The sequence below is a fragment of the Microbacterium sp. NPDC012755 genome (genome assembly GCF_042901325.1).
Lineage (GTDB): Bacteria > Actinomycetota > Actinomycetes > Actinomycetales > Microbacteriaceae > Microbacterium > Microbacterium natoriense.
Window position 1 is genome coordinate 589,536 of record NZ_JBIBCT010000001.1, and the last position, 21,253, is coordinate 610,788.

Below are 21,253 nucleotides of genomic sequence, written 5' to 3' on the forward strand. Positions count from 1 at the left end.
CCTGATGCACCCCGATCACTTCGACCGCATTGGAGACACCATGTCCACCGTCCTCTTCGTCGTCACCGGCGCCCGCACCTGGACCCTCGCCGACGGCACGGCGCACCCCACCGGCTTCTGGGCCGAAGAGCTGCTGACGCCCTACCGCCTGCTCACCGCGGCCGGTCATTCCGTCGCGTTCGCGACCCCCGGCGGGGTGACGCCGGTCGCCGACGTGGCGAGCCTCGGAGAAGGCGATGTCGACGCTTTCGCCGCGATCCCCGGCCTCTCGTCCCCGCTGGTGCTCGCCGATGTCGAGCCCGCGGCCTACGACGCCGTCTACTACCCCGGAGGGCACGGGCCGATGCAGGACCTCGCGACCGATGCCGCCTCCGCCGCGCTGATCACGGCGACGGTGGCGGGCGGACGCCCGCTCGCGGCGGTGTGCCACGGGCTCGCGGCTCTGCTCCCCGCACGCACCGCCGACGGACGGCCGATCGTGGCCGGCCGTCGCATCACGGGGTTCTCCGACGAGGAGGAGCGCCTCGACGGTCTCGCCGATCGCGCGCCCTTCCTGCTGGAGACCTCGCTGCGGGAGCTCGGAGCCGATGTCGACGTGGCGCAGCCTTGGAGCGATCACACCGTGGTCGACGGGCTCCTGATCACCGGGCAGAACCCGCAGTCATCGGCATCCGCCGCCGAGGCCCTGGTCTCAGCGCTGTCCTGACCGGCGCATCGCGCCGGGCCCGTCACAGCGCGCGGATCCGCCAGGATGCCGCGTGCTCCGCGCCCGGCGCGAGCACGACGAGATCGACGCCAGAGGTGAAGGCGTCGGGCGGGCACGTCATCGGCTCGACCGCGAGGCCGATGCGATGGATGCCGTCGACGCCGGGGTTGTCTGCGGTGTGCACCTGCACCCACGGACAGCGCTCGTCCCAGGTCATCGCGACGCCCGTGCCGCCGGGCGCCGTCAGACGCACCTCGGCCACGCCGCCTGCACGGGTGAGGCCGGTGAACGCGTGGTCGATGAACACGTCGCCGATAGGTCGCGGTGCCCGGAAGTCCCACTCGGGGTGCGCGGACACGGGTTCCACGGCCACGGGGCTCAGCCGATCGGGCGTGACCGTGAGCACCTCGGACGCGGGAAGCGTCAGGGTCCACTCGTCGACGCTCCGCTCAGGGCCGGCCACGAGGTACGGGTGCGGACCGGTGCCCCAGGGGGCGGCATCCGTCCCGAGGTTGCGGGCGGTGACCGTCTGGGCGAGACCGTCGGCGTCGAGCCGGTACTCGACCTCGACCTCGATGCGGAACGGATAGCCGGACTGCGGTTCGATCACGGCGGCGAGCACGATGCGGTCGTCGAGCACGAGCCGGTCGTCGAACTCGGTCCAGCACAGCAGTCCGTGCAGCGCCTGCCCTCGCGACGGCTCCGTCAGCGGGAGCTGGTGCTCGACGCCGGCGAAGACGTAGCGTCCGTCGACGATGCGGTTGGGCCAGGGGGCGAGGGTCGCGCCGCGGTAGCCGGGGCGCACCTCGTCGGCCTCGAAGGGCACCACGAGGTCGCGCCCGTCCTTCTGCAGCGTTCGCAGGGATGCGCCGACGCTCGCGATCACGGCCTCGTATCCGCCGCTCGCGATGCGCAGCTGCCTGCCCGACCTCGGAATGCTCATCACGCCTCTATCTTCACAGGCCCTGCGCGAGGCGGTAGTACGCCTGGTTCCAGCGCACCTGCTTCTGGAACTCGGGAAGCGTGGTCTCCTCGTCGATAACGAGCAGCTCGACCTCGGCCATCTCGGCGAAGTCGCGGAACGCCTCGATCCCGACCGCCGTCGACATCACCGTGTGGTGCGCGGCACCGGCCGTGAGCCACGCGGCCGCGGAGGTCGTGAAGTCTGGCGCGGGCTTCCACACCGCGCGGCCCACCGGCAGCTTCGGCAGCGACGCCCGCGGCGGCACGTTCTCGACGACGTTCGCGGTGAGGCGGAACCGGTCGCGCATGTCGCTGAGCGCCACCACGACGGCGGGTCCGGGGTCGGCGGTGAAGACCAGGCGCACCGGGTCGTCCTTGCCGCCGATGCCGAGGGGGTGGATCTCGAGCGTGGGCTTCGCGGTGGTCAGCGAAGGCGAGACCTCCAGCATGTGCGCGCCGAGGATCAGCTCGTCGCCGGGAGTCATGTCGTAGGTGTAGTCCTCCATGAGGCTCGCGCCTCCGGGGAGGCCCGAGCCCATCACGTTCGCGATGCGCACGAGCACGGCCGTCTTCCAGTCGCCCTCCGCGCCGAAGCCGTAGCCCTCGGCCATCAGACGCTGCACGGCGAGGCCGGGGAGCTGCGTCAGCGCACCCAGGTCCTCGAACGAGGTCGTGAAGGCGCCGAAGCCGCCCTCCTCCAGGAACGAGCGCAGGCCGATCTCGATCGCGGCGCCGTCGCGCAGCGAGGAGTGCCGGTCGCCGCCGCGACGCAGCTCGGGGGCGACCTCGTACAGCTCCTCGTACTCGGCGACCAGCGCGTCGATGTCGGACGCGGACGCCGCGGCCACGGCGTCCGCCAGCTCGTTGACGCCCCACGTGTTGACCTGCACGCCGAAACGCAGCTCGGCCTCGGTCTTGTCGCCCTCGGTGACCGCGACGAAGCGCATGTTGTCGCCGAAGCGCGCCAGCTTCAGCGAACGCGCGGCGGCGAGACCGGCGGCGGCGCGCTGCCACGTGCCGAGCTCGCGGCGCACGCGCGGGTCGCTCGCGTGGCCGACGATCGTCTTGCGCGGCACGCCGAGCCTGGTCTGGATGTAGCCGAACTCGCGGTCGCCGTGCGCGGCCTGGTTGAGGTTCATGAAGTCGAAGTCGATGTCGGCCCACGGGAGCTCGACGTTGGCCTGCGTGTGCAGGTGCGCGAGCGGCTTCTGCAGCGCGTCGAGACCGGCGATCCACATCTTCGCGGGGCTGAACGTGTGCATCCACGCGATCAGTCCGATCACCCTGTCGTCGGCGTTCGCCTCGAGGGCGGTCCTCTTGATGGAGGCCGCGTCGGTGAGGACCGGCTTCCAGACGATCTTCACCGGAACCTCGCCCGCCTCGTCGAGGATGCGGGCGATCTCCTGCGACTGCTCCGCGACCTGCGCGAGAGTCTCGGGGCCGTAGAGGTGCTGGCTGCCGGTGAGGAACCAGACCTCGAAGCCGTCGAGGGAGGTGGTGAGCGTGGGCATTTCTGGCCTTTCTGTTTCCGTTCGTTGAGCGAGGAGCGAAGCGACGAGACGAAACGTGGTGTCCGACGGGAAGCTGCGTTTCGTCTCGCTCCGCTCGCTCAACGACCGGGAGGGAGTGCGGTGATGGCGGCGGACTCGATGGCGAGGCCGGCGCGGTAACGGTCGAGGTAGGCGGCGAAGCCCGCGACGTCCTCCGGATCGGGGGCGACGGTGCGGAGGGATGCCGTGGCGAACACGCTCTCGTCGAGATACGCGTCGAGGGCGAGGTCGTCGGCGTGAGCGAGGTACGACGCGAGCACCGCGATGCCCCACGCCCCGCCCTCGGAGGCGAGATCGCCCACGGCGACCGGGGCGCCGAGCGCGCCGGCGAGGAACCGCTGCGCGACGCCCGCGGTGCGGAACATGCCGCCGTGCGCGAACATCCGGTCGAGCCCGACGCCCTCGGCGGCGAGCACCTGCATGCCCAGCGCCAGGGTTCCGAACACGCCGTACAGCTGCGCGCGCATGAAGTTCGCGAGCGTGAAGGCGCTGTCCGGGGTGCGCACGACGAGCGGTCGGCCTGCGGTGAGCCCCGCCAGCGGCTCACCCGCCAGATGGTTGTAGGCGAGGATGCCGCCGGCATCCGCCTCCCCTCCGAGCGCCTCGCGGAAGAGCGCGTCGAACGCCGCATCGTCTCCGACGGGGTGGCCGGCGGATGCGGCGAAGCGGATGAAGAGCCCCGCCCAGGCCGCGAGCTCGCTGGCGCCGTTGTTGCAGTGCACCATCGCCACGGCGTCTCCGACCGGGGTCGTCACGAGATCGAGCTCGTGGTGCACCTCGGCGAGCGGACGCTCGAGGACGACCATCGCGAAGATGCTCGTACCCGCGCTGACGTTGCCCGTGCGCGGTGACACCGAGTTCGTGGCGACCATTCCCGTGCCCGCATCGCCCTCCGGCGGGCACAGCGGGATGCCGGCGGGCGTCGCACCCGTGGGGTCGAGCAGCAGCGCACCCTCTGCGGTGAGTGATCCGGCCGGGGCCCCCGCGGGGAGCACGGCCGGGAGCAGCGCGCCGAGCGCCGAGGGGAGGCGGTCGCCCGCGAGCGCGTCGTAGGCCTGCAGCATCCTCTCGTCGTAGCCGCCGGTCGCCGAGTCGATGGGGAACATGCCCGAGGCGTCGCCGACGCCCAGCACGCGGGCGCCCGTGAGCCGCCAGTGCACGTAGCCGGCGAGGGTCGTGATGAAGCCGATGCCCGGCACGTGGGGCTCGCCGTCGACGACCGCCTGATGCAGGTGCGCGATCGACCAGCGCAGCGGGATGTTGACCCCGAGCAGCGCGGTCAGCTCGGCCGCCGCCGCACCGGTGTTCGTGTTGCGCCACGTGCGGAACGGCACCAGCAGCTCGCCGTCCTCATCGAAGGCGAGGTAGCCGTGCATCATCGCCGAGACGCCGATCGCGCCGAAGGTCGCCGGTCGCACTCCGTAGCGGTCGTGGGCATCGGCCACGAGGTCGGCGAACGCCGACTGGAGCCCCGCCCACACCTCGTCGAGCCCGTACGTCCACAGTCCGTCCTCGAGCCGGTTCTCCCAGGAGAACGAGCCGGTGGCGAGCACCTCGGAGGCGTCGGCGCCGATCAGACACGCCTTGATGCGGGTGGAGCCGAACTCGATGCCGAGGCTCGTGCGTCCGTGGGCGATGTCGTCGCGACCGCTCATCGGCGGGCGTCCGCGCTCTGGCCGTACACGTTCTGGTACCGGTCGTAGAGCCGGTCGATGGCCTCCTGCGGCAGCGGGATCAGCGGACCCGCCTCCCTGGCGTGGTGCACCGTGCGGGCGACGTCCTCGACCATGACGGCGGCCTTCACGGCATCCTTCGCGTCGACGCCGATCGTGAACGGGCCGTGGTTCTGCATGAGCACGGCACGGCTGCGGTGACCGCGGAGGGTCTCCACGATGCCGCGGCCGATTGAGTCGTCGCCGATGATCGCGAAGGGGCCGACCGGGATCGGCCCGCCGAACTCGTCTGCCATCGCCGTGATCACGCAGGGGATCTCCTCGCCGCGCGCGGCCCAGGCGACGGCGAACGTCGAGTGGGTGTGCACCACGCCGCCGATCTCCGGCATGTTCCGGTACACGTAGGCGTGCGCCGCCGTGTCGCTGGAGGGGCTCCGGTCGCTGCCGGGGGTGCCGGGCACGACCGTGCCGTCGAGGTCGCAGAGGATCATGTTCTCGGGCGTCAGGTCGTCGTAGGAGACGCCGGACGGCTTGATCACGAACAGGTCGGCGCCCGGGACCCTGCCCGACACGTTGCCGCCGGTCCAGACGATCAGGTCGTAGCGCACGAGCTCGGCGTGCAGGCGGGCGACGTCCGCGCGGACGGCGCGGATGGACGCCTCGACCTCGGGGGTGAATGCGGTCATCGGCTATTCCTTCTTGCGGGTGACGGCGCGCTGCAGGAGCACGAAGACGAGGAGGATCGCACCGGTGATGATCGTCGTCATCTCGGGCGGGATCTTGCCGTCGCGGGTGATGAGCACGTTCATGAGGCCGAGCACGAGCGCGCCGACCACCGAGCCGAGCACGTAGCCGTAGGCGCCGGTGAGCACGGTGCCGCCGATCACGGCCGCCGCGATCGCGTCGAGCTCCCAGCCGATGCCGGTGATGTTCTGCGCGGTGCCGAGACGCCCCGTGTAGAGCACGGCGGCGATGCCGGCGAGCGTGCCGCTGATCACGTACACGAGCACCTTGGTGCGCGGCACCGAGAGGCCCATGAGCGCCGCCGAGTTCTCGGAGCCGCCGATCGCGTACACGGTGCGGCCGGTGCGCGTGCGGTGCAGGACGAAGAACGCGACGATCACGACGAGCAGAGCCACGATCACGGCCGGGGTGATGACGAGGTCGTTGACCTTCGGCCCGTCGACGACCTTGATCTGCGTGCCGATCCAGCGCAGCGGGGAGTCCTCGCCGAGCCGCTCGGGGACCGTGCTGAGCAGTGACGCGAGACCACGACCCAGGAACATCATCGCCAGCGTCGCGATGAACGGCTGCACGTTGAAGTACCGGATCAGGATGCCGGAGACCAGGCCGAACAGGGAGCCGGAGCCGATCATCACCACCAGCACGGCGAGCGGATGCCACCCCGCGTTCGACAGCATGACGCCGGCGACCGAGGAGAACGCGATGATCGACCCCACCGACAGGTCGATCCCGCCGGTGAGGATGACGAAGGTCAGCGCCACCGCGAGCACGATGAGGTGCGTGTTGTTGATGAGCAGGTTCGACAGCGTGTTGGCCTGCACGATGCGGCCGTACGCGATCTCCCCGTAGACGACCATCGCGATCAGGATGGCGACGGCGGCGACGGTGGGCAGGGTCGACGGGTTGGTCGACACGAGCCGGCGGATGCGGGTCATGACGCCGGTCGCGGCATCCGTACGGGCCGGAGCCTCGGTCAGGACGGTCATGCCGTCACCTCCTCTTTGCGGGCTTCGACTCTCGGCGCGGTCGGGAACACGGCCTTCGGGCGGCGGGTGAACCAGCCGCGTACGCGGTCGGACTGCAGCAGGCACAGGACGACGATCACGATCGCCTTGAAGGCGGGGGTGGCCGACGAGGAGATGCCGAGGAACACGACGGTCTTGTCGAGCGTCGCGATGAGCAGGGCGCCGACGAAGGCGCCGCTGAGCGAGAACTTGCCGCCGGCGAGCGAGGCCCCGCCGATCACGACCGCGAGGATCGCGTCGAGCTCCAGCTGATACCCGGTGCGCGAGATGTCGACCGTCATGACGGTGCCGACGGACATGATGCCGGCGACCCCGGCGAGCAGACCGCTGAGGATGTACGTGGTCAGCAGGAGGCCGCGCGGCTTGATGCCGGCCATCCGGCTGGCCTTGGGGTTGATGCCGATCGCCTCGATCATGAGCCCGAGCGCGCTGCGCCGCACGACGGCGGCGACGACCAGCACGATCAGCACGGCGAACAGGAAGACCACGGGGATGCCGACGACGTAGCCGTTCGCGATCCAGCGGTACGGGTCGCTGGACGCGGCCGTGTTCTGGCCGCCCGTGATGACCTTCGCGATGCCGCGGCCCGCGAGCATGAGCACGAGGGTGGCGATGAACGGCTGGAGTCCGACGTAGGCGACGAGGATGCCGTTGACGGCGCCGAGGACGCCGGTGATCAGCAGCGTGAGCCCTATCGCGGCCAGTGCGACGCCGACGGAGGTGGAGTCTCCCGCCGCCTTCAGGAACTCCATCGACACGGCGCCGCCGACCGCCATGAGCGATCCGACGGAGAGGTCGATGCCCGCGGTGGCGATGACGAGAGACATGCCGAGCGCGATCATCATGACGGGGGCCGCGGCCTTGAGGATGTCGACCAGGTTGCCGACGAGGTTGCCGTTGTTCGGGTTGACCGAGATGGCGAGGTACGTGGGGTCCTTCAGCACGTTGAGCGCGAGCAGTGCCACGAGGGCGACGATCCCCCAGAACCACGGCTTGCGGATCACCTCCCTCAGCCAGGCGGTGGGGCGGGATGCTGCGGCGCTCATCGCGTCTCCTCTTCTGCGTCTGCGTCGACGGGCTGGGCTTCTCCGCCCGGCGCCTCGTCGAGGCTCTCCGCGGCGCTCTCCACGCCGTGGGCGGCGATCACGTCGACGACCGACTGGGCGGTGACGTCGGGGCCGTTCTGGATCTCGCCGATCTTCTGGTGGTCCTTGAGCACGACGATGCGCTCGGACAGGCGGACGACCTCCTCCAGCTCGGAGGAGATGAACACCACCGACATCCCCTCTTCGGCGAGCTGCGCCACGGCCTCCTGGATGTCGGCCTTGGCTCCGACGTCGATGCCGCGGGTGGGCTCGTCGAGGATCAGCAGCTCGGGCTCGGTGGCGAGCCAGCGTCCGAGGAGGACCTTCTGCTGGTTGCCTCCGGAGAGGTTCTTGATCGGGCGGTTCGGGTCGGCGGGGCGGACGTTGAGCTCGGCGATGTACCTGTCGACAATCTCGTCCTGCTCCTTCTTGGGGATCGGCCGCGCCCAGCCGCGCTCCGCCTGGAGGGCGAGGATCATGTTCTCGCGCACCGTGAGGTCGGCGATGATGCCCTCGTCGCGGCGGTTCTCGGTCGAGAACGCGATGCGCTTCGCGAGGGCGTCGGCCGGGGACTTGATGTCGCCGACGACGCCGTTCAGCTCGACCGTGCCCTCGTCGGCGCGATCGGCGCCGTAGAGCAGGCGGGCGAGCTCGGTGCGCCCTGAGCCCAGGAGGCCGGCGAAGCCGACGACCTCTCCGCGGCGGATGTCGAGGTCGGTGGGCTGCACGGATCCGCGGCGTCCGAGTCCGCGGGCGGACACGACGGGGGCCTCATCGGCGGTGCGGGCGTCGGTGCGGCGGTTGCCGCCGAGCGCCGAGAGCGCGTCGAGGTCCTTGCCGATCATCTTCGAGATGAGGGCATGGCGGTCGAGCTCGCGTGTGAGGTACTCGCCGACGTACTGCCCGTTGCGCAGCACCGTGAGACGGTCGCTGATCGCGTAGATCTGGTCGAGGAAGTGCGAGACGAAGAGGATCGCGACGCCCTGGTCGCGAAGGGTCCGCATGACGCGGAAGAGGCCGTCGACCTCGGCGGCGTCGAGGCTCGAGGTGGGCTCGTCGAGGATGAGCACCTTGGCCTTGATGGCCATCGCCCGGCTGATCGCGACGAGCTGCTGCATCGCGATCGACAGGCTCGACAGCGGCTGATGGGTGTCGAGGTCCTCCAGGCCGAGACGGGTGAGGGCCTCGGTGGCCGCACGGTGGGTGGCGCGCCAGTTGATGCCGAAGGGGCCGCGCACCTCGTGCCCCAGCATGACGTTCTCGCCGATGGAGAGGTTCGTGACCAGGTTGACCTCCTGGTACACGGTCGAGATGCCCGCGGCCTGCGCGTCGCTCGTCCCGCGGAAGCTGCGCTCCTGGCCGGCGACGACGATCGAGCCGGAGTCGATGCCGTAGACGCCGGTGAGGGCCTTGATGAGGGTCGACTTGCCGGCGCCGTTCTCGCCCATCAGCGCGTGCACCTCGCCCTGGAAGAGCCGGAAGTCCACGCCGTCGAGCGCCTTCACGCCGGGGAACTCGATCGAGATCCCCCGCATCTGGACGATGGGCAGTTCTTCGTTCATTGCTCTGACTTCCGGTCTCTGTGTCTCTCTGCGGAGGGTGCCCGGGCGGCGCTCGGCGCGCCGCCCGGGCGGGTGGTTCAGTACTTGCGGTCGGGCAGAGCGGCCTTGGCGGCCTCGGCGGAGTCGAACGCCTTGCTCGGGACGACGATGTACGAGTCGACCTTGTCGCCGTCGAGCGCCTTCTTGACGACGTCGAGAGCGGTCTCGCCGAAGAGCGGGTTGTACTCGTGGACGTAGCTGAGCTTGCCGTCGGCGAGCGCCTGGATGGCGTTCTTGGTGCCGTCGATCGTCGCGATCTTGACGTCGGTGCCGACGGTCAGACCGGCCTCTTCGACTGCCTGGGATGCGCCGAGGCCCATCTCGTCGTTCTGGGCGAAGATGAACTGGATGTCGTTGTTGTTCGACTTGAGCAGGGTCTCCGTGACGCTCTTGCCCTCTTCGGTGGACCAGTTCGCGGTCTGCGCCGCGACCTTGACCAGCGAGGAGTCGCCGAGGCCCTCTTCGAAGCCCTTATTGCGCTCGTTCACGACGCCGACGCCGGCCGGGCCCTCGAGGACGATGTAGTTGCCGCCGTCGGGGAACTCGGCTGCGGCCCAGGTGCCGACCTCCTTCGCGACCTCGACGTTGTCGGGCGCGATGCGGGTGACGTAGAGGCTGGTGTCGTCGGGCTCGATGCCGCGGTCGAGGAGGATGACGGGGATCTCCGCCTCCTGCGCGCGCTTGAGCGAGTCCTCCCAGCCGGTGGCCTCGGTGGCCGAGAGCAGGATGACGTCGACGCCCTCGTCGACGAACGACGTGAAGTTGTCGATCTGCGACTTCTGGTCGAGGTTCGCGGCCGGCGCGTACTTCAGGTCGTAGCCGGCATCCTCGGTGAAGGTGTCCTGGATGTTCTTCTCGTTGGCCTGACGCCAGCCGCCCTCGGGGCCGACGGCGACGAAGCCGACCGTGATGAGGTCGCCGGAGCCGGAGCCCGCGTCGGATCCGCCCTTGTCGTCCCCGCCGCCGCTGCAGCCCGTCAGGCCCAGCGCGAGAGCGCCGGCGACGCCGAGTCCGATCATTCCGAGCAGTCGCTTGGATGTAGCCATTGTTGTCTCCTCCTTGAGTGCCTCCGGCGGTTCGCCGTCGGGTAACGCGTCCGCCGTGGACGACGTGTGTGGTGCTGTGCTCACCCAATTGTGCGCGGTAACAAAACTTTGCGCAAGTCCGGATTCCCCGTCGTTACGCCGTCGTGACGAGAGGGGCGCCGAGGACGGTCTCCCGGCCTCGACGCCCCTCCGTCGGCGATGGGTCAGCGCGCCGCGCCGCACCCGCCTGCCGGAAGGACGGTCTGCAGGGTGCGCTCATGGTGCACCCCGTCGACATCAGCCCTCAGCACGATCTGCGCGCTCCCCGCCGGGACGACGGCGAGCCTCGTCGACTGCGCTGCGGACGCGCTCGCCTGCGGGGAGAGCCCCGAGAACGCCCTCGAGCCGTACGGCGTCGTGACGGTCACGTCGGTCGCGACGTCTCCGGTGTTGGTCACCGTGAGGACGAGCTGCGCCTTGCCCGCCACGCAGCGCACGCTGCCGACCAGCGTCGCATCGAGCGTCGGGCCGACCCTGTCGACGAAGGCGACATCGTAGGTGCGGGACGCGCCGGAGGGCGCCGTGACGAGCACCGTGGTGGCGACCCCGGAGTCACCGGCCTGCGTGACCGCGACGGCAGCCGCGCCGTCGGTCGCGACCGCGCGCAGCACCGGACGCTGCTCGCCCGCGGGCCACGGCACCTCGTACGCGGTCGTCGCCGATGCGAAGCCCTGCAGCGGCACGCCGTCCAGGGTGATCGCGGAGAGCGTGTCCACCGAGGAGACGCCGGGGGCGGATGCCTGCAGCTCGACCTCCGACACGATCATGTGGGTGGCGGCGCGGGCGTTCATGACCACCCTCACGGCATCGGCCTGCACGGAGCCCAGCGGCACGTCGACCACAGGAGCGGAGCCGTCCGCCGGGACGGGGACGTCGACGAGGGATCCGACCGTCGTCCAGGCGCCGGCGCCGAGGCGGTACTGCACGGAGAGCGACTGCGGCCAGCTGTTCGACGAGCCGTCCTTGTAGAAGAAGATCCTGGCGCTCTTCATCGTCTCGGTGCGGGTCAGCGCGTAGGTCAGCGTGTCCTGCGTGTTCTTCGTGCCCGACCTCCAGTTCGACCATCCCTTGTCCGTGGTGAGGCCGTTCTTCGTGCGGTCGGCGCCGTAGCTGGAGCTCTCGGTGAAGGTCGCGGATGCCGTGCTCGCCGGGGCGACGTTCCGCGTCGACGGGACGGTCACGATCACCGACAGGGTCGCCGTGAGCGCTCCCCCGCCCGGCGCGCGTGCCGACCCCGGCACGGTGACGACGCCGGGAGTGGCGAACGAGGAGTCGGCGACTCCACTCCAGTCCCAGGTGACGTCGACGGGCAGCCGCTGGTCGGTGGCTCCGATCACGGCGGGCGCCGTCGCCGGCGCCGCGGCTCGCACCGAGGACAGCGGTGCACCCGCGTACGTCGTGACGGACACCGGATCGGTGATCGTCACGGACCCGACCTCGACGATCGCCGTGGCCGTGAAGGCCGCGCCGAAGAGGTCGACGCCCGTCCCGTCGATCGTCCTGGTGCCGGGCGCCGACCAGTCAGCCCCCGCCGTGTTCCACGTGACAGCGGCGGTGCGCTCGACACCACCCCGGTAGGTCAGCGCCACCGTGGAAGGAAGTGCCGGGGCCGTGCCCTGCACCGCACCCGTCGTGACCTTCTGCACCTCGACCAGTTCGGTGTCGGCGAGCGTCCAGCGCTGGTTCGCCCCGTCGTTCGAGGTCCACAGCCCCACGCTCGCGCCATCGGCGGAGCTCTGCCCGTTCACGTCGAGCACGCGCTCGCCCGAGACGCTGAGCAGCGAGAACGTCGAGCCGTCGGCGGTGGACGAGATCCACTGCAGGGCGGGATCGGATGCCGCCTGCTCCGGCGTGGCGGAGACCACGGTCGCCCCTCCGCCGGACTCGGCGAGGAATCTGCCGTCACCCGACTGCAGGGCGAAGCGGTGCCGATCGGTCCCTTCTCCCGACAGGGTCCGCACGGTCCAGGTCTGGGCGGTCGCGGCATCCGCGGTGGTGGCGGGGGTGCGGATGACCGCCGCCGTGCCGTTCGCGGCGAGCGCTTTGCCGCTCTGCACGCCGAACAGCTGGTAGCTGTGGCCGTCGCGCAGCGAGGCGGCCTCGTCGGCGACGCCGGAGACCCCGGAGATCACGAGCGTCGTCACCGACTTCGCGGGGACGGTGATCTTCGCGGTGCGGGTGGCCGCGTCGACCGCGACGGGCGCTCCCGCCACGAGCGCGTTGCTCGTGGGGTTCGCGGCCGTCGACTGCGTGGTCACGATCGGCGTCACGGTCGCCCCTGCCGCCACGGCGCCGAAGCGCGAGAGGTCGAGCGTGAGCTCACGCGCCGAGGACTCCGTGTTCACGTGCACGAGGGTCGCGGCGTCGCCGGAGGCCGAGACGGCCGCGGTGGTCTGCGCGTCGCCCGACGGGATGAGGGCATCCCCCGGACGGATGTAGTGCGTGAAGTTGCGCACGGTGTTGAACTTCGCGTTGGTCTGCACGCGGCAGCTCGGGTCGGCCTCGCCGTCGGCGATGCGCCGCACGGAGTCGCCGTCGGCGTTGCAGTCGAAGTCGACGAACACCGATCCCCAGTTCTTGTTCTCGACCTTCTGCATGTTGTAGGTGTCTTCGACCGGCTGCCAGAACACCCAGGCGCTCGGCTCCAACTCGCGCAGGTCGTCGACGATGCGACCGGCCATCCCGAGGCCGTTCTCGATGTTGGTGAGGTTGTAGCCGGTGCCGTCCCAGTCACCCTCGACCTCGCTCATCCACAGCGGCTTGTCGGCGCTCTTCGCGATGTCCCTCACCACGAGCCGCCCTGAAGTGCCGTAGGTGTGCACGTTCAGCTGGTCGACCTCGGACTTGGACTCGTCGCTCCACGCATTCCAGTTGGTCGCGAAGATCGACGGGTTCGTCTCGTCCATCGCCGAGATCGGCACGTCGGTGGCGGTGCCGGGCTCCGCCAGGCGGTCGGCGAGGACCTTGATCATCGCGTCCTGGGCGGCCGGTCCGATGTGCGCGCCCTCCTGCCTGCTCGCCGAGGTGGGCCAGCCGTCGGGTCCGAGAGTGGTGGACCAGTAGTTCGTGTTGGGCTCGTTGAACGGATCGAGGCTGGCGAAGTCGATGCCGTGCTCCTGCTCGAGGCGCTCGACGACCGTCACGAGGTAGTCCGCATACGCGTCCATGTCGGCGGCGGACAGCTGCTCCGCGTTGCCGTTGCCGATGCCGCCCGACACGTAGCCGCTCTGGGTGAGGAAGTAGGGCGGCGAGTTGCTGAACGCCTCCCAGTGCGTGATGCGGTCCTTCAGGGCGTCGATCCACCAGCGCTGGGTCTCATCGGCGTCGAAGTCGTAGCTCACCGGGTCGTCGCCGTCCCAGGCCGCACGGTACTCCGCGCGGTCGGCGTACGTCGAGCTCGCGAGATCGGGGTTCCACCAGCCCTCCACGGCGCCGCCGGGGCGCAGGTACCCCGGCACGTCGGTCGCGTTGCCTCCGCCGATGTTGTACCGGGCGATGTTGAGGTTGAGCCCGTCCTCGCCGAAGACCTTGTCGAGCAGATCCTGCCGGACGTCATCGGGGTAGCCGCCCGTCGCGTTCGCGAACCAGACGAGGCTGGTCCCCCATCCCTCGAACGGGGATGACGCGTAGCCGGGGTTGGGGGTGATGGTGAGCGGGATCGCAGCCGCCTGCGCCGCGGGGGCGCCGGTCACGAGCGCGCCGGCGCCGAGGGCGCAGATCCCGAGCGCGGCAATGGTTCTCTTCGACTTCATCGTCTGTCCTCAGAGTATGTGTTGACGTCAACAGTGAGCGGTAACAGTGAGCATAGGGACACCCCGCTCCCACGTCAACAGGCGCGTCGCCTCAGGGGACACCCCGGGCCGTCGCCGAATGGCCGCACCGCGATCCGGCGCCTCGATGAGCGCGAGAGGAGTCGGCTCAGCTCCGCGGAGCGGCGGTCGACGCGCGCAGCTTGAGCTCGGGCTGGATCAGCTCGCGCTCCTCCGTCTCGCCGCCCTCGATCGCCGAGAGCAGCTCTCCGATGACGAGCCTGCCGAGCAGCGCGAAGTCCTGACGAACCGTCGTGAGCGGGGGCAGGTAGTGCCGAGCATCCGGCACGTCGTCGAAGCCGACGACACTCACGTCGTCTGGCACCCGGATGCCGCGCTCGGCGAGGCCGTGCATGAGCCCGAGGGCCATCTGGTCGTTCGCGACGAAGACGGCCGTGGCGTCGCCGAGCTCGACGCTCGTGCCGAACGCGTACCCCGAATCCGACGACCAGTCGCCGATCATCGGCTCGGCCACGGGAAGACCGGCCTCCTCGAGCACCGCGCGCCAGGCCTCGGTCCGCGCCTTGGCGTCGAACCAGTCCGGCGGACCGGCGACGTGCAGGATCGAGCGGTGTCCGAGATCGATCAGGTGGCGCACCGCCGCCGTCGCGCCCGCGCGCTGATCGACGGATGCCGTGTGCATCTCCTCGTCGGGCTCCTCCTTGACGACCAGCGTCGGCACGCCGATCGACTGACGTCGCAGCAGGTCGAGGGACGAGGCGCGGGGGGCGATGACGCACAGGGCGTCGACGCCCTGGGTGATGAGCTCCATGACCCCGGCGTCGACGCGGCGGTCCTCCCCGTCACCCACGGAGAACGAGCTCACTGCGTAGCCGTACTCGCGCGCGGCGACCTCGATCGCGCGCAGGGTGCTGCTGGGTCCGAAGTAGCCGGGGTTGTCGATCAGGGCGCCGATGCGCATGGTGCGGTTGGTGGCGAGGGCCCTGGCGATCGAGCTGCGCGTGTAGCTCATCTCGGCGATCGCGTTCATCACCTTCTCCCGCGTGGATGCGCGGATGTTCGGGTGCCCGTTGAGCACGCGCGAGACGGTCATGTGCGACACTCCGGCGCGATCCGCCACATCGTAGATGCTCGGCTTGCGCGGCCCGCCTCCGTCTGTGCTCACGCTTTCCCCCTGACCATGTGACCGGCAACAACACGACATTACTGCGCGGGGCGCAGAAACACGGAGTTTCCGCCCGCGGGTCACCCCGCGGGCGGAGACTCCGTCGGTCCTGCCGGTGTCAGCCGCAGCTGCGCGCGACGTACCCGGCCGTCGCCGCGACCGAGCGCCCGTCGACGGTCGCGGTGACCGACACCGTCCCGGCGGGGATGCCGGCGAGACGGGTCGACAGCGTCTGCGAGGTCGACGCGTCGACGGCCACGGATTCGACCGCCCGCGTGCCGTAGGCCGTGGCGAGTTCGAGGGCGACGGGGGTCTCCCCCGTGTTCTTCACCTGCACGACGAGCGTCACCTTGCCTGCGGTGCACCGCGTGGTCGCCACCACCGACACCTCCGGCATCGGCGCCTGCGGTTCGATCAGCTGCGGAGCGACGCTCTCCAGCGTCGGCACCACCGCCGTGATCAGGCCGTCGGCTCCGAACTCCACCCTGTCGATCGTGGTCTCGCGGTTGTTGCCGTTTCCGCCGGGGATGGCGAAGCGGTGATAGGCGATGTACCAGTCGTCGGTCCCCGGCACGTTGATGATCGAGCTGTGGCCTGGGCCCTTGATGCCGAGGGAGAGGTCCTTCTGCAGGATCACTCCGCGGTACGTCCACGGTCCGGTCATGCTCGTCGCCGTGGCGTAGCCGACGCGGTAGTTCTCCGAGCCGGTGTCGTCGATCGCGTACGTCAGGTGGTACAGACCGTTGCGATAGTTGAAAAAGACGCCCTCGCGGAAGTCCGTCAGTCCGCTGATCCGCTGATAGGTGCCGGCCTTGATGGAGATCATGTCGTCGTTCAGCTCTGCGAGCACCGGGGAGCCGTTGCCCCATCCGAGGTACCACTTGCCCGTCACGGGATCGTGGAACGCCGCAGGGTCGATAGCCTGCCCCGAGGTGACGGCCTCGTTGTTGAGGATCATCGCCTGCGGCTGCGCGACGAACGGCCCGTACGGGCTGTCGGCGACGGCGACGCCGATCGTCTTGCGGTTCAGGGCCGCGTTGTGGCCGCTGAAGTAGAAGTAGTACTTCCCCTCCCGCTCGATGATCGTCGGAGCCCACGCGTTGCCCGTGGCCCACGGCACGTCGCCGTTCGCCCCGTCGAGAGTGAGGAAGGGCTCGTCGGAGCGCGTCCAGTCGACCAGGTTCTTCGAGCTCCAGACGTAGAACTCCTTGCCGCCCCAGCCGGCGTAGCCGTCGGAGGTCGCGTAGATGAAGTACGTGTCGCCGAACACCGCGATGTTCGGGTCGGCGTACAGCCCCGGCAGCACCGGGCTGTTCACGACGGTCGCCGTGATCGTCCACGTCGTGGTCGCTCCCCCTGGTGCGGTGAGCGTGTACGTCTTCGGCGTGCGCAGGTCGACGACCGTGCCGGATGCCGGAGACACCGTCACCCCGGCCGCCGTGCCGAACGTCGGAGCGAGGGCGGCGAGGTCCGTCCCCTTGACGACCGGAAGCGTCGCGGTGTGCGCGGTTCCGTCCACCAGCGGCGCGACCTTGAGGGCGGCGGGGTCGGCGAGGGACACGTTGATGAGCTGATCGGTGACCCCCGCGTTCCCGAGGATCTCGGTGTCGCTCAGCGCGCGGTTGTAGATGCGCACGTCGTCGAACCATCCCTTGAAGTACTCGTCGGCCCCGTAGAAGGATCTGCCGAGGTAGCCGGAGAGGTTCGAGCCGAGCTGCTGCACGGTCGCCCCGAGCGTCGAGTTCTCGCCCAGCTTGACCCCGTCGGAGTACACCTTCATCGTCGTTCCGTCGAAGACCACGTCGATCCGGTGCCACTGGCCGGCCGAGACCGTCCCGGTGACGGCCGACTCGTTCTGCCAGGAGCTCTGGGTGATGGCGCTGCGGACGTCTCCTCCGCGTACGCGGAGGAAGTGGTACCTGGTGGTGTCCGCCCCCATCGCGAAGGTGAAGAAGTTGCCGCTGGTCTTCTCCGACTTCACGTCCATCGACACCGTCATGGTGCTGCGGCCGTCGAAGAAGCCCGTGGGGAAGGCGGCGTATCCGCCGGAGCTGCCGTCCAGGCGGAGCGCCTTGCCCTTGACGGCATCCGTCGCCACCGCCGCGGTGCCGAAGGCGGTGAGGTCCGCCGTCCCGGCGGAGTCCTTCAGGGTGCCGTCGTCGAAGGTGTACTCCGCGATGGGCTGCTCCTGCGGCTCCTCCGGCTCGACGCGATCGGGGCCGTAGGCCGCGAGCAGCCTCTCCTCCTCGGCCTGTGAGAGGCGGATGACGGAGCCGTGACGGAACTTCTGGTCGAAGGAGTACTGGTTCGCGCCGGCGCCGCTGCTCAGCTGGGTGAACTGCAGGCTCGCGAGCGTGTCGGCGGTGTGGCCGTAGTACGCGTTCTGGTCGCCCATGACCGACCAGCGTCCGTCGGGCAGCTGATAGACCGTGAGCCCCTCCATCGACGCCCGCAGGCCGTGGGACGCCGCCTGCCCCGAGGCGATCACGGTGGTCCACGGGCCGTCGAGACTCGTGGCCGTGTCGACCACGGTGTTCCAGTCCGAGGTGGAGAACCGGTAGTAGGTGTCGCCCTCCTTGGCGATCGTGGAGTCGATGATGTTCGGTCCTGTCGCACCGTCGCCGCGGGCGTTCAGGGAGGCCCAGATCTCGGGCTCGGTGAAGGTCACGAAGTCCCGGGTCTTGGTGAGGTAGACGCGCAGCGCCCAGTCGTTCGTGCCGTCGTCGCGCTGATCGCGGGCAGACCAGTACACGTAGTACTCGCCTGTGGCGTCGTTGTAGATCGCCTCCGGCGCCCAGACGCACCCCGCCTTGTCGAAGCCGGCGAAGACGATGCGCTGATCGCTCCAGGTGACGAGGTCGGTCGACTCCCAGACGACGATGCTCTGGCTCGCGGTGAGCTGGTTCCAGCCCGAGCCGCCCGCGCCGCCGCCCTCGGCGTGCAGATCGGTGCCGATGATCCAGTACTTGTCGCCCTCGGGAGCGCGCACCAGGTGCGGATCGCGCACGCCGAGGTCACCCGCGAGGTTCGCGAGGATGGACTTGTCGTCGTTCAGCTTCGACCAGTGCAGGCCGTCGTCGCTGTGACCGAAGAAGATCTTCTCGTAGCCGCCCTCCGTCGCGAAGTGCGTCCAGAGATAGCCCGCCGTGTAGTCCCGGTCGAGCACTGCGGGGGCCGCGGTGACGGTCACCGCGAGCGAGCGCTGCGCCGTCGTCCCCGGCACCGTCGCGGTGAGGGTGACCGCGGTGTCGGCGCTCCCCCTGGTCACGACGCCCGGCGCCCTGCCGTCCTGCGCGGTCGTGGAGATGACGCCCTGAGGCGACGCGGACCACACGATGCTGCTGCCGTTGACCGCGCCCGTCGACGGGAGGGTGATGTTGCCGCGGATGTCGTCGGCGTTCGGGATCGTGATGCCGTCGAGGTCCGCCTGAGCGAGGGCGTCGCCGCCGGGCAGGGGGAGCACCGTGGCGTCGAACGTGCGCGTCGTGGTGGAGGCCCCGCGGACCACCGTCGCGGTGAGGACGACGTGCGCCGACGCGCTGCCGGCCGCCGGGCGGGTGACGACGCCGCTCGCGCTGATGCGCGCGGCGTCGCTCGACGCCCACGAGATCGTCGACCCGTTCGCCCCCGTGCTCGGAAGAGCCAGGTCGGCTGCGACCTGCGAGAGGTCGCCGAGGGAGAGCCCCGCGGCATCCCGCTGCATCCTGATCGCGTCGGTAGGGACGAGAGCGGCGACATCTCCCGCGCTCAGCGCGCTGCTGTAGATGCGCACGTCGCGGAGGCTGCCCGCGAGGGTCCTGTCGGCGTTGTACACCGATCGACCGAGGTAGTTCGCGGTCGTCACGCCGCCCCCGATCGCCGCGGGGGTCAGCGTCACCGCGGTGTTCTGCGCGACCTGCACCCCGTCGAGGTAGATGCGGGCGGTGTCGGTGGCGTCGTCGAGCGTGTAGGTCAGGGTCTTCCAGACGTCGCGCTGCAGGTTCGCGCCGGATCCGCCGACCGTCTGCTCCGTCGACCAGTTGCCGCTCGCGATGGAGGCCTTGTACGGGTTGCCCGTGGAGTAGAGGTAGCCGTTGCCGACCCCGGAGGCGTCGGTGTTGCCGAAGCCGTAGATGAAGTACGGGGTCGCCTGGGCCTGCCGCACCAGGACCTCCGCGCTCACCGTGATCGAGGTGAGTCCGGCGAGGAGGTTGTCGGGGAGCTTCACATGGTCGTCGACCCCGTCGAGGCGGACGCCCTCTCCCCCCGCGAGCGTCGGCGCGCCGACGTAGGTCGCGTTCCGACCGGAACCGGAGGCGTCGGCCGCGACGGTGCCCGTCGTCTCGCTGAGCGGGTAGTAGGCGACGAGGGTGTCGGCCGCGGATGCCGGCGAGGCGGCGACCACGGCGCCGCCGATGCCGAGAACGAGGGTCGCCAGGCCTGCGACGGCCCTGGCGGCGAAGCGTTGCGTCATTGCATCTCCTTCTGTGCGGCCGTCGTCGGCCATGGTCTACGGGGCGGTCGGCGTCGGCCGCCCCCTGTGAGGTCAGTCGCCGTGACGGCGACGGCGGACGAGGAGTCGAGCGATGAGGAGGGCGATGCCGATCCCGACGAGCAGCGCGCCGACGAGCAGGATCGCGCCGGGCACGTCGGCGCCGGTGCCGGAGAGCTGACCGCCGACGCAGGCGCCGACGCAGTCGAGCGGAGAGATGTCGACGTGGATCTGCACGCCGCGCACGCCGTCGGCTGCCGAGTCGCCCTCGGCATCGACGGCCGCTGCGGCGCCCGCGACCCCGGCGAGGATCGATGCGATCACCGCACGGCCTCCTCTCGGCGGGCCTCGTCGAGCGCCTCTTCGCGTCCGCGCTCCCGCGCGGTGCTGAGGAGCGCCTCCATGCGGCGCCGGGAGCGGATGCGGTTCCAGAGGAGCGCGAGGACCAGCAGGGCCGCACCGGCCACGAGGCCGAGCTGCGGCCACGGCATCGCCCAGACCGTGACGGACGTGGTCGAGGCGTCGACCGCGAGGGGGTCGCCGTCGAGCGTCGACGACGACGGGGTGATCCGCAGGTCTCCGCCGACGGCGACGAGCGGCCACACGTCCGGCACCGTGATCGTGAAGGTGCGGCTCTCGCCGGGAAGGATCTCCTGGCGGCGCTCCCCCTCGGCGGGGAACGCGATGGTCTGTCCGGCGATGCTGAGCTCGCCCGCGGCATCCAGTCGGGTGTTGCCGGTGTTGGCCACGTCGAACGACACGGTGGCCGACCCCGCTCTGAACGGATTCCAGGTCATCTCGTAGTCGGCGCTGAGGTTGCGGACCGCGAACGCCGGGGCGATCTCGCCGGTGACGCGGGTCATCACCTTGATCCCGACGCGGCTCTCGACGCCGACCCCGGTGCCGCCGGCGTCGTCCTTCTGGATCGACAGCACGGATGCCGCGACTCCCGCCGCGTGGTCGCCGGGTTCGGCGTCGTCGGGCACCTCGACCGTGAACGGCACCACGACGGCGCCGCCCGCGGGGACGGAGACCTCGTCGGGGAGCGTGATCCAGGTACCTGCGGCTACGGACTCCTGGTCGGAGGGCAGCATGTCGAACCGGCCGGCGGGCGTGTAGTAGCCGTCTGCCGCGGCGAGGTGGAAGACGACGTCGGCCGAGCCGAGGTTGCGCACGACGATGTGGTCGTCGACGCTCTCGCCGGGGTCGAGCTCGTGCTCGACCGAGGTGCGGCCGTCAGGACCCGATTCGTCCGCCGGTGACACCGACCACGAGACCGCGTCGCTCGGCGCCTCCTCGGCCTGGGCGACCGAGGGGACTCCGAGCACGCCGAACGCGGCCACGAGGACGGCGGCGCACAGTGCGAGCGGGGTGGGGGTGGGAGAGGTCATGGCGTCACCGGCAGACGATGGGGG

At 70.3% G+C, this 21,253-nt stretch carries 14 protein-coding genes; 1 reads left to right on the forward strand and 13 read right to left on the reverse strand.

What is annotated here, in order from left to right:
• Positions 1–40: 40 nt before the first annotated feature.
• A complete protein-coding gene (locus ACFY5A_RS02845) occupies positions 41–706 on the forward strand; it encodes a type 1 glutamine amidotransferase domain-containing protein (protein ID WP_387231665.1) in 666 nt (221 codons plus the stop codon).
• A gap of 22 nt (positions 707–728) precedes the next feature.
• Here the strand turns inward: ACFY5A_RS02845 and ACFY5A_RS02850 are convergent, their stop codons facing one another.
• From ACFY5A_RS02850 to ACFY5A_RS02910, 13 genes are all read right to left on the reverse strand, one after another.
• The gene (locus ACFY5A_RS02850; protein ID WP_387231667.1) at positions 729–1,649 is read right to left on the reverse strand and encodes an aldose 1-epimerase family protein; all 921 of its coding nucleotides are present in this window, start codon (positions 1,647–1,649) and stop codon (positions 729–731) included.
• A gap of 13 nt (positions 1,650–1,662) precedes the next feature.
• Positions 1,663–3,180, reverse strand: a complete 1,518-nt coding sequence (gene araA, locus ACFY5A_RS02855) for an L-arabinose isomerase (protein ID WP_105676817.1) — start codon at positions 3,178–3,180, stop codon at positions 1,663–1,665.
• 98 nt (positions 3,181–3,278) lie between these two features.
• Positions 3,279–4,874 (reverse strand): xylulokinase, encoded by a 1,596-nt coding sequence (locus ACFY5A_RS02860; RefSeq protein WP_387231669.1) that lies wholly within the window; start codon positions 4,872–4,874, stop codon positions 3,279–3,281.
• Positions 4,871–5,578 carry an L-ribulose-5-phosphate 4-epimerase gene (locus tag ACFY5A_RS02865; RefSeq protein WP_341941176.1) on the reverse strand — a complete coding sequence of 236 codons (708 nt, stop codon included), beginning with the start codon at positions 5,576–5,578 and terminating at the stop codon, positions 4,871–4,873. The genes ACFY5A_RS02860 and ACFY5A_RS02865 overlap by 4 nt, the downstream gene beginning before the upstream one ends.
• A gap of 3 nt (positions 5,579–5,581) precedes the next feature.
• The gene (locus ACFY5A_RS02870; RefSeq protein WP_387235874.1) at positions 5,582–6,571 is read right to left on the reverse strand and encodes an ABC transporter permease; all 990 of its coding nucleotides are present in this window, start codon (positions 6,569–6,571) and stop codon (positions 5,582–5,584) included.
• A 47-nt stretch (positions 6,572–6,618) separates the two neighbouring features.
• Positions 6,619–7,707 (reverse strand): ABC transporter permease, encoded by a 1,089-nt coding sequence (locus tag ACFY5A_RS02875; RefSeq protein ID WP_341941174.1) that lies wholly within the window; start codon positions 7,705–7,707, stop codon positions 6,619–6,621.
• Entirely contained in the window at positions 7,704–9,308 is a 1,605-nt protein-coding gene (locus tag ACFY5A_RS02880; RefSeq protein WP_341941173.1) for a sugar ABC transporter ATP-binding protein, read from the reverse strand. The genes ACFY5A_RS02875 and ACFY5A_RS02880 overlap by 4 nt, the downstream gene beginning before the upstream one ends.
• 77 nt (positions 9,309–9,385) lie before the next feature.
• Positions 9,386–10,393, reverse strand: a complete 1,008-nt coding sequence (locus ACFY5A_RS02885) for an ABC transporter substrate-binding protein (RefSeq protein ID WP_105676806.1) — start codon at positions 10,391–10,393, stop codon at positions 9,386–9,388.
• A gap of 203 nt (positions 10,394–10,596) precedes the next feature.
• Positions 10,597–14,184: a glycoside hydrolase gene (locus tag ACFY5A_RS02890; protein ID WP_387231672.1), complete on the reverse strand. Its 3,588-nt coding sequence runs from the start codon at positions 14,182–14,184 to the stop codon at positions 10,597–10,599.
• A 166-nt stretch (positions 14,185–14,350) separates the two neighbouring features.
• Positions 14,351–15,367: a LacI family DNA-binding transcriptional regulator gene (locus ACFY5A_RS02895; RefSeq protein ID WP_386950516.1), complete on the reverse strand. Its 1,017-nt coding sequence runs from the start codon at positions 15,365–15,367 to the stop codon at positions 14,351–14,353.
• A gap of 118 nt (positions 15,368–15,485) precedes the next feature.
• A complete protein-coding gene (locus ACFY5A_RS02900) occupies positions 15,486–19,820 on the reverse strand; it encodes a family 43 glycosylhydrolase (RefSeq protein WP_387231674.1) in 4,335 nt (1,444 codons plus the stop codon).
• 72 nt (positions 19,821–19,892) lie between these two features.
• A complete protein-coding gene (locus tag ACFY5A_RS02905) occupies positions 19,893–20,162 on the reverse strand; it encodes a hypothetical protein (RefSeq protein ID WP_387231676.1) in 270 nt (89 codons plus the stop codon).
• Entirely contained in the window at positions 20,159–21,229 is a 1,071-nt protein-coding gene (locus ACFY5A_RS02910; protein ID WP_387231678.1) for a hypothetical protein, read from the reverse strand. The genes ACFY5A_RS02905 and ACFY5A_RS02910 overlap by 4 nt, the downstream gene beginning before the upstream one ends.
• Positions 21,230–21,253 lie beyond the last annotated feature (24 nt).

Excerpts from the sequence above, each read along its gene's own strand:
- ACFY5A_RS02865 (WP_341941176.1), bottom strand. The coding sequence starts at position 5,578 with ATGACCGCATTCACCCCCGAGGTCGAGGCGTCCATCCGCGCCGTCCGC.
- ACFY5A_RS02845 (WP_387231665.1), top strand. The coding sequence starts at position 41 with ATGTCCACCGTCCTCTTCGTCGTCACCGGCGCCCGCACCTGGACCCTC.
- ACFY5A_RS02850 (WP_387231667.1), bottom strand. The coding sequence starts at position 1,649 with ATGAGCATTCCGAGGTCGGGCAGGCAGCTGCGCATCGCGAGCGGCGGA.
- araA (WP_105676817.1), bottom strand. The coding sequence starts at position 3,180 with ATGCCCACGCTCACCACCTCCCTCGACGGCTTCGAGGTCTGGTTCCTC.
- ACFY5A_RS02860 (WP_387231669.1), bottom strand. The coding sequence starts at position 4,874 with ATGAGCGGTCGCGACGACATCGCCCACGGACGCACGAGCCTCGGCATC.
- ACFY5A_RS02900 (WP_387231674.1), bottom strand. The coding sequence starts at position 19,820 with ATGACGCAACGCTTCGCCGCCAGGGCCGTCGCAGGCCTGGCGACCCTC.
- ACFY5A_RS02880 (WP_341941173.1), bottom strand. The coding sequence starts at position 9,308 with ATGAACGAAGAACTGCCCATCGTCCAGATGCGGGGGATCTCGATCGAG.
- ACFY5A_RS02910 (WP_387231678.1), bottom strand. The coding sequence starts at position 21,229 with ATGACCTCTCCCACCCCCACCCCGCTCGCACTGTGCGCCGCCGTCCTC.
- ACFY5A_RS02885 (WP_105676806.1), bottom strand. The coding sequence starts at position 10,393 with ATGGCTACATCCAAGCGACTGCTCGGAATGATCGGACTCGGCGTCGCC.
- ACFY5A_RS02870 (WP_387235874.1), bottom strand. The coding sequence starts at position 6,571 with ATGACCCGCATCCGCCGGCTCGTGTCGACCAACCCGTCGACCCTGCCC.
- ACFY5A_RS02890 (WP_387231672.1), bottom strand. The coding sequence starts at position 14,184 with ATGAAGTCGAAGAGAACCATTGCCGCGCTCGGGATCTGCGCCCTCGGC.
- ACFY5A_RS02875 (WP_341941174.1), bottom strand. The coding sequence starts at position 7,707 with ATGAGCGCCGCAGCATCCCGCCCCACCGCCTGGCTGAGGGAGGTGATC.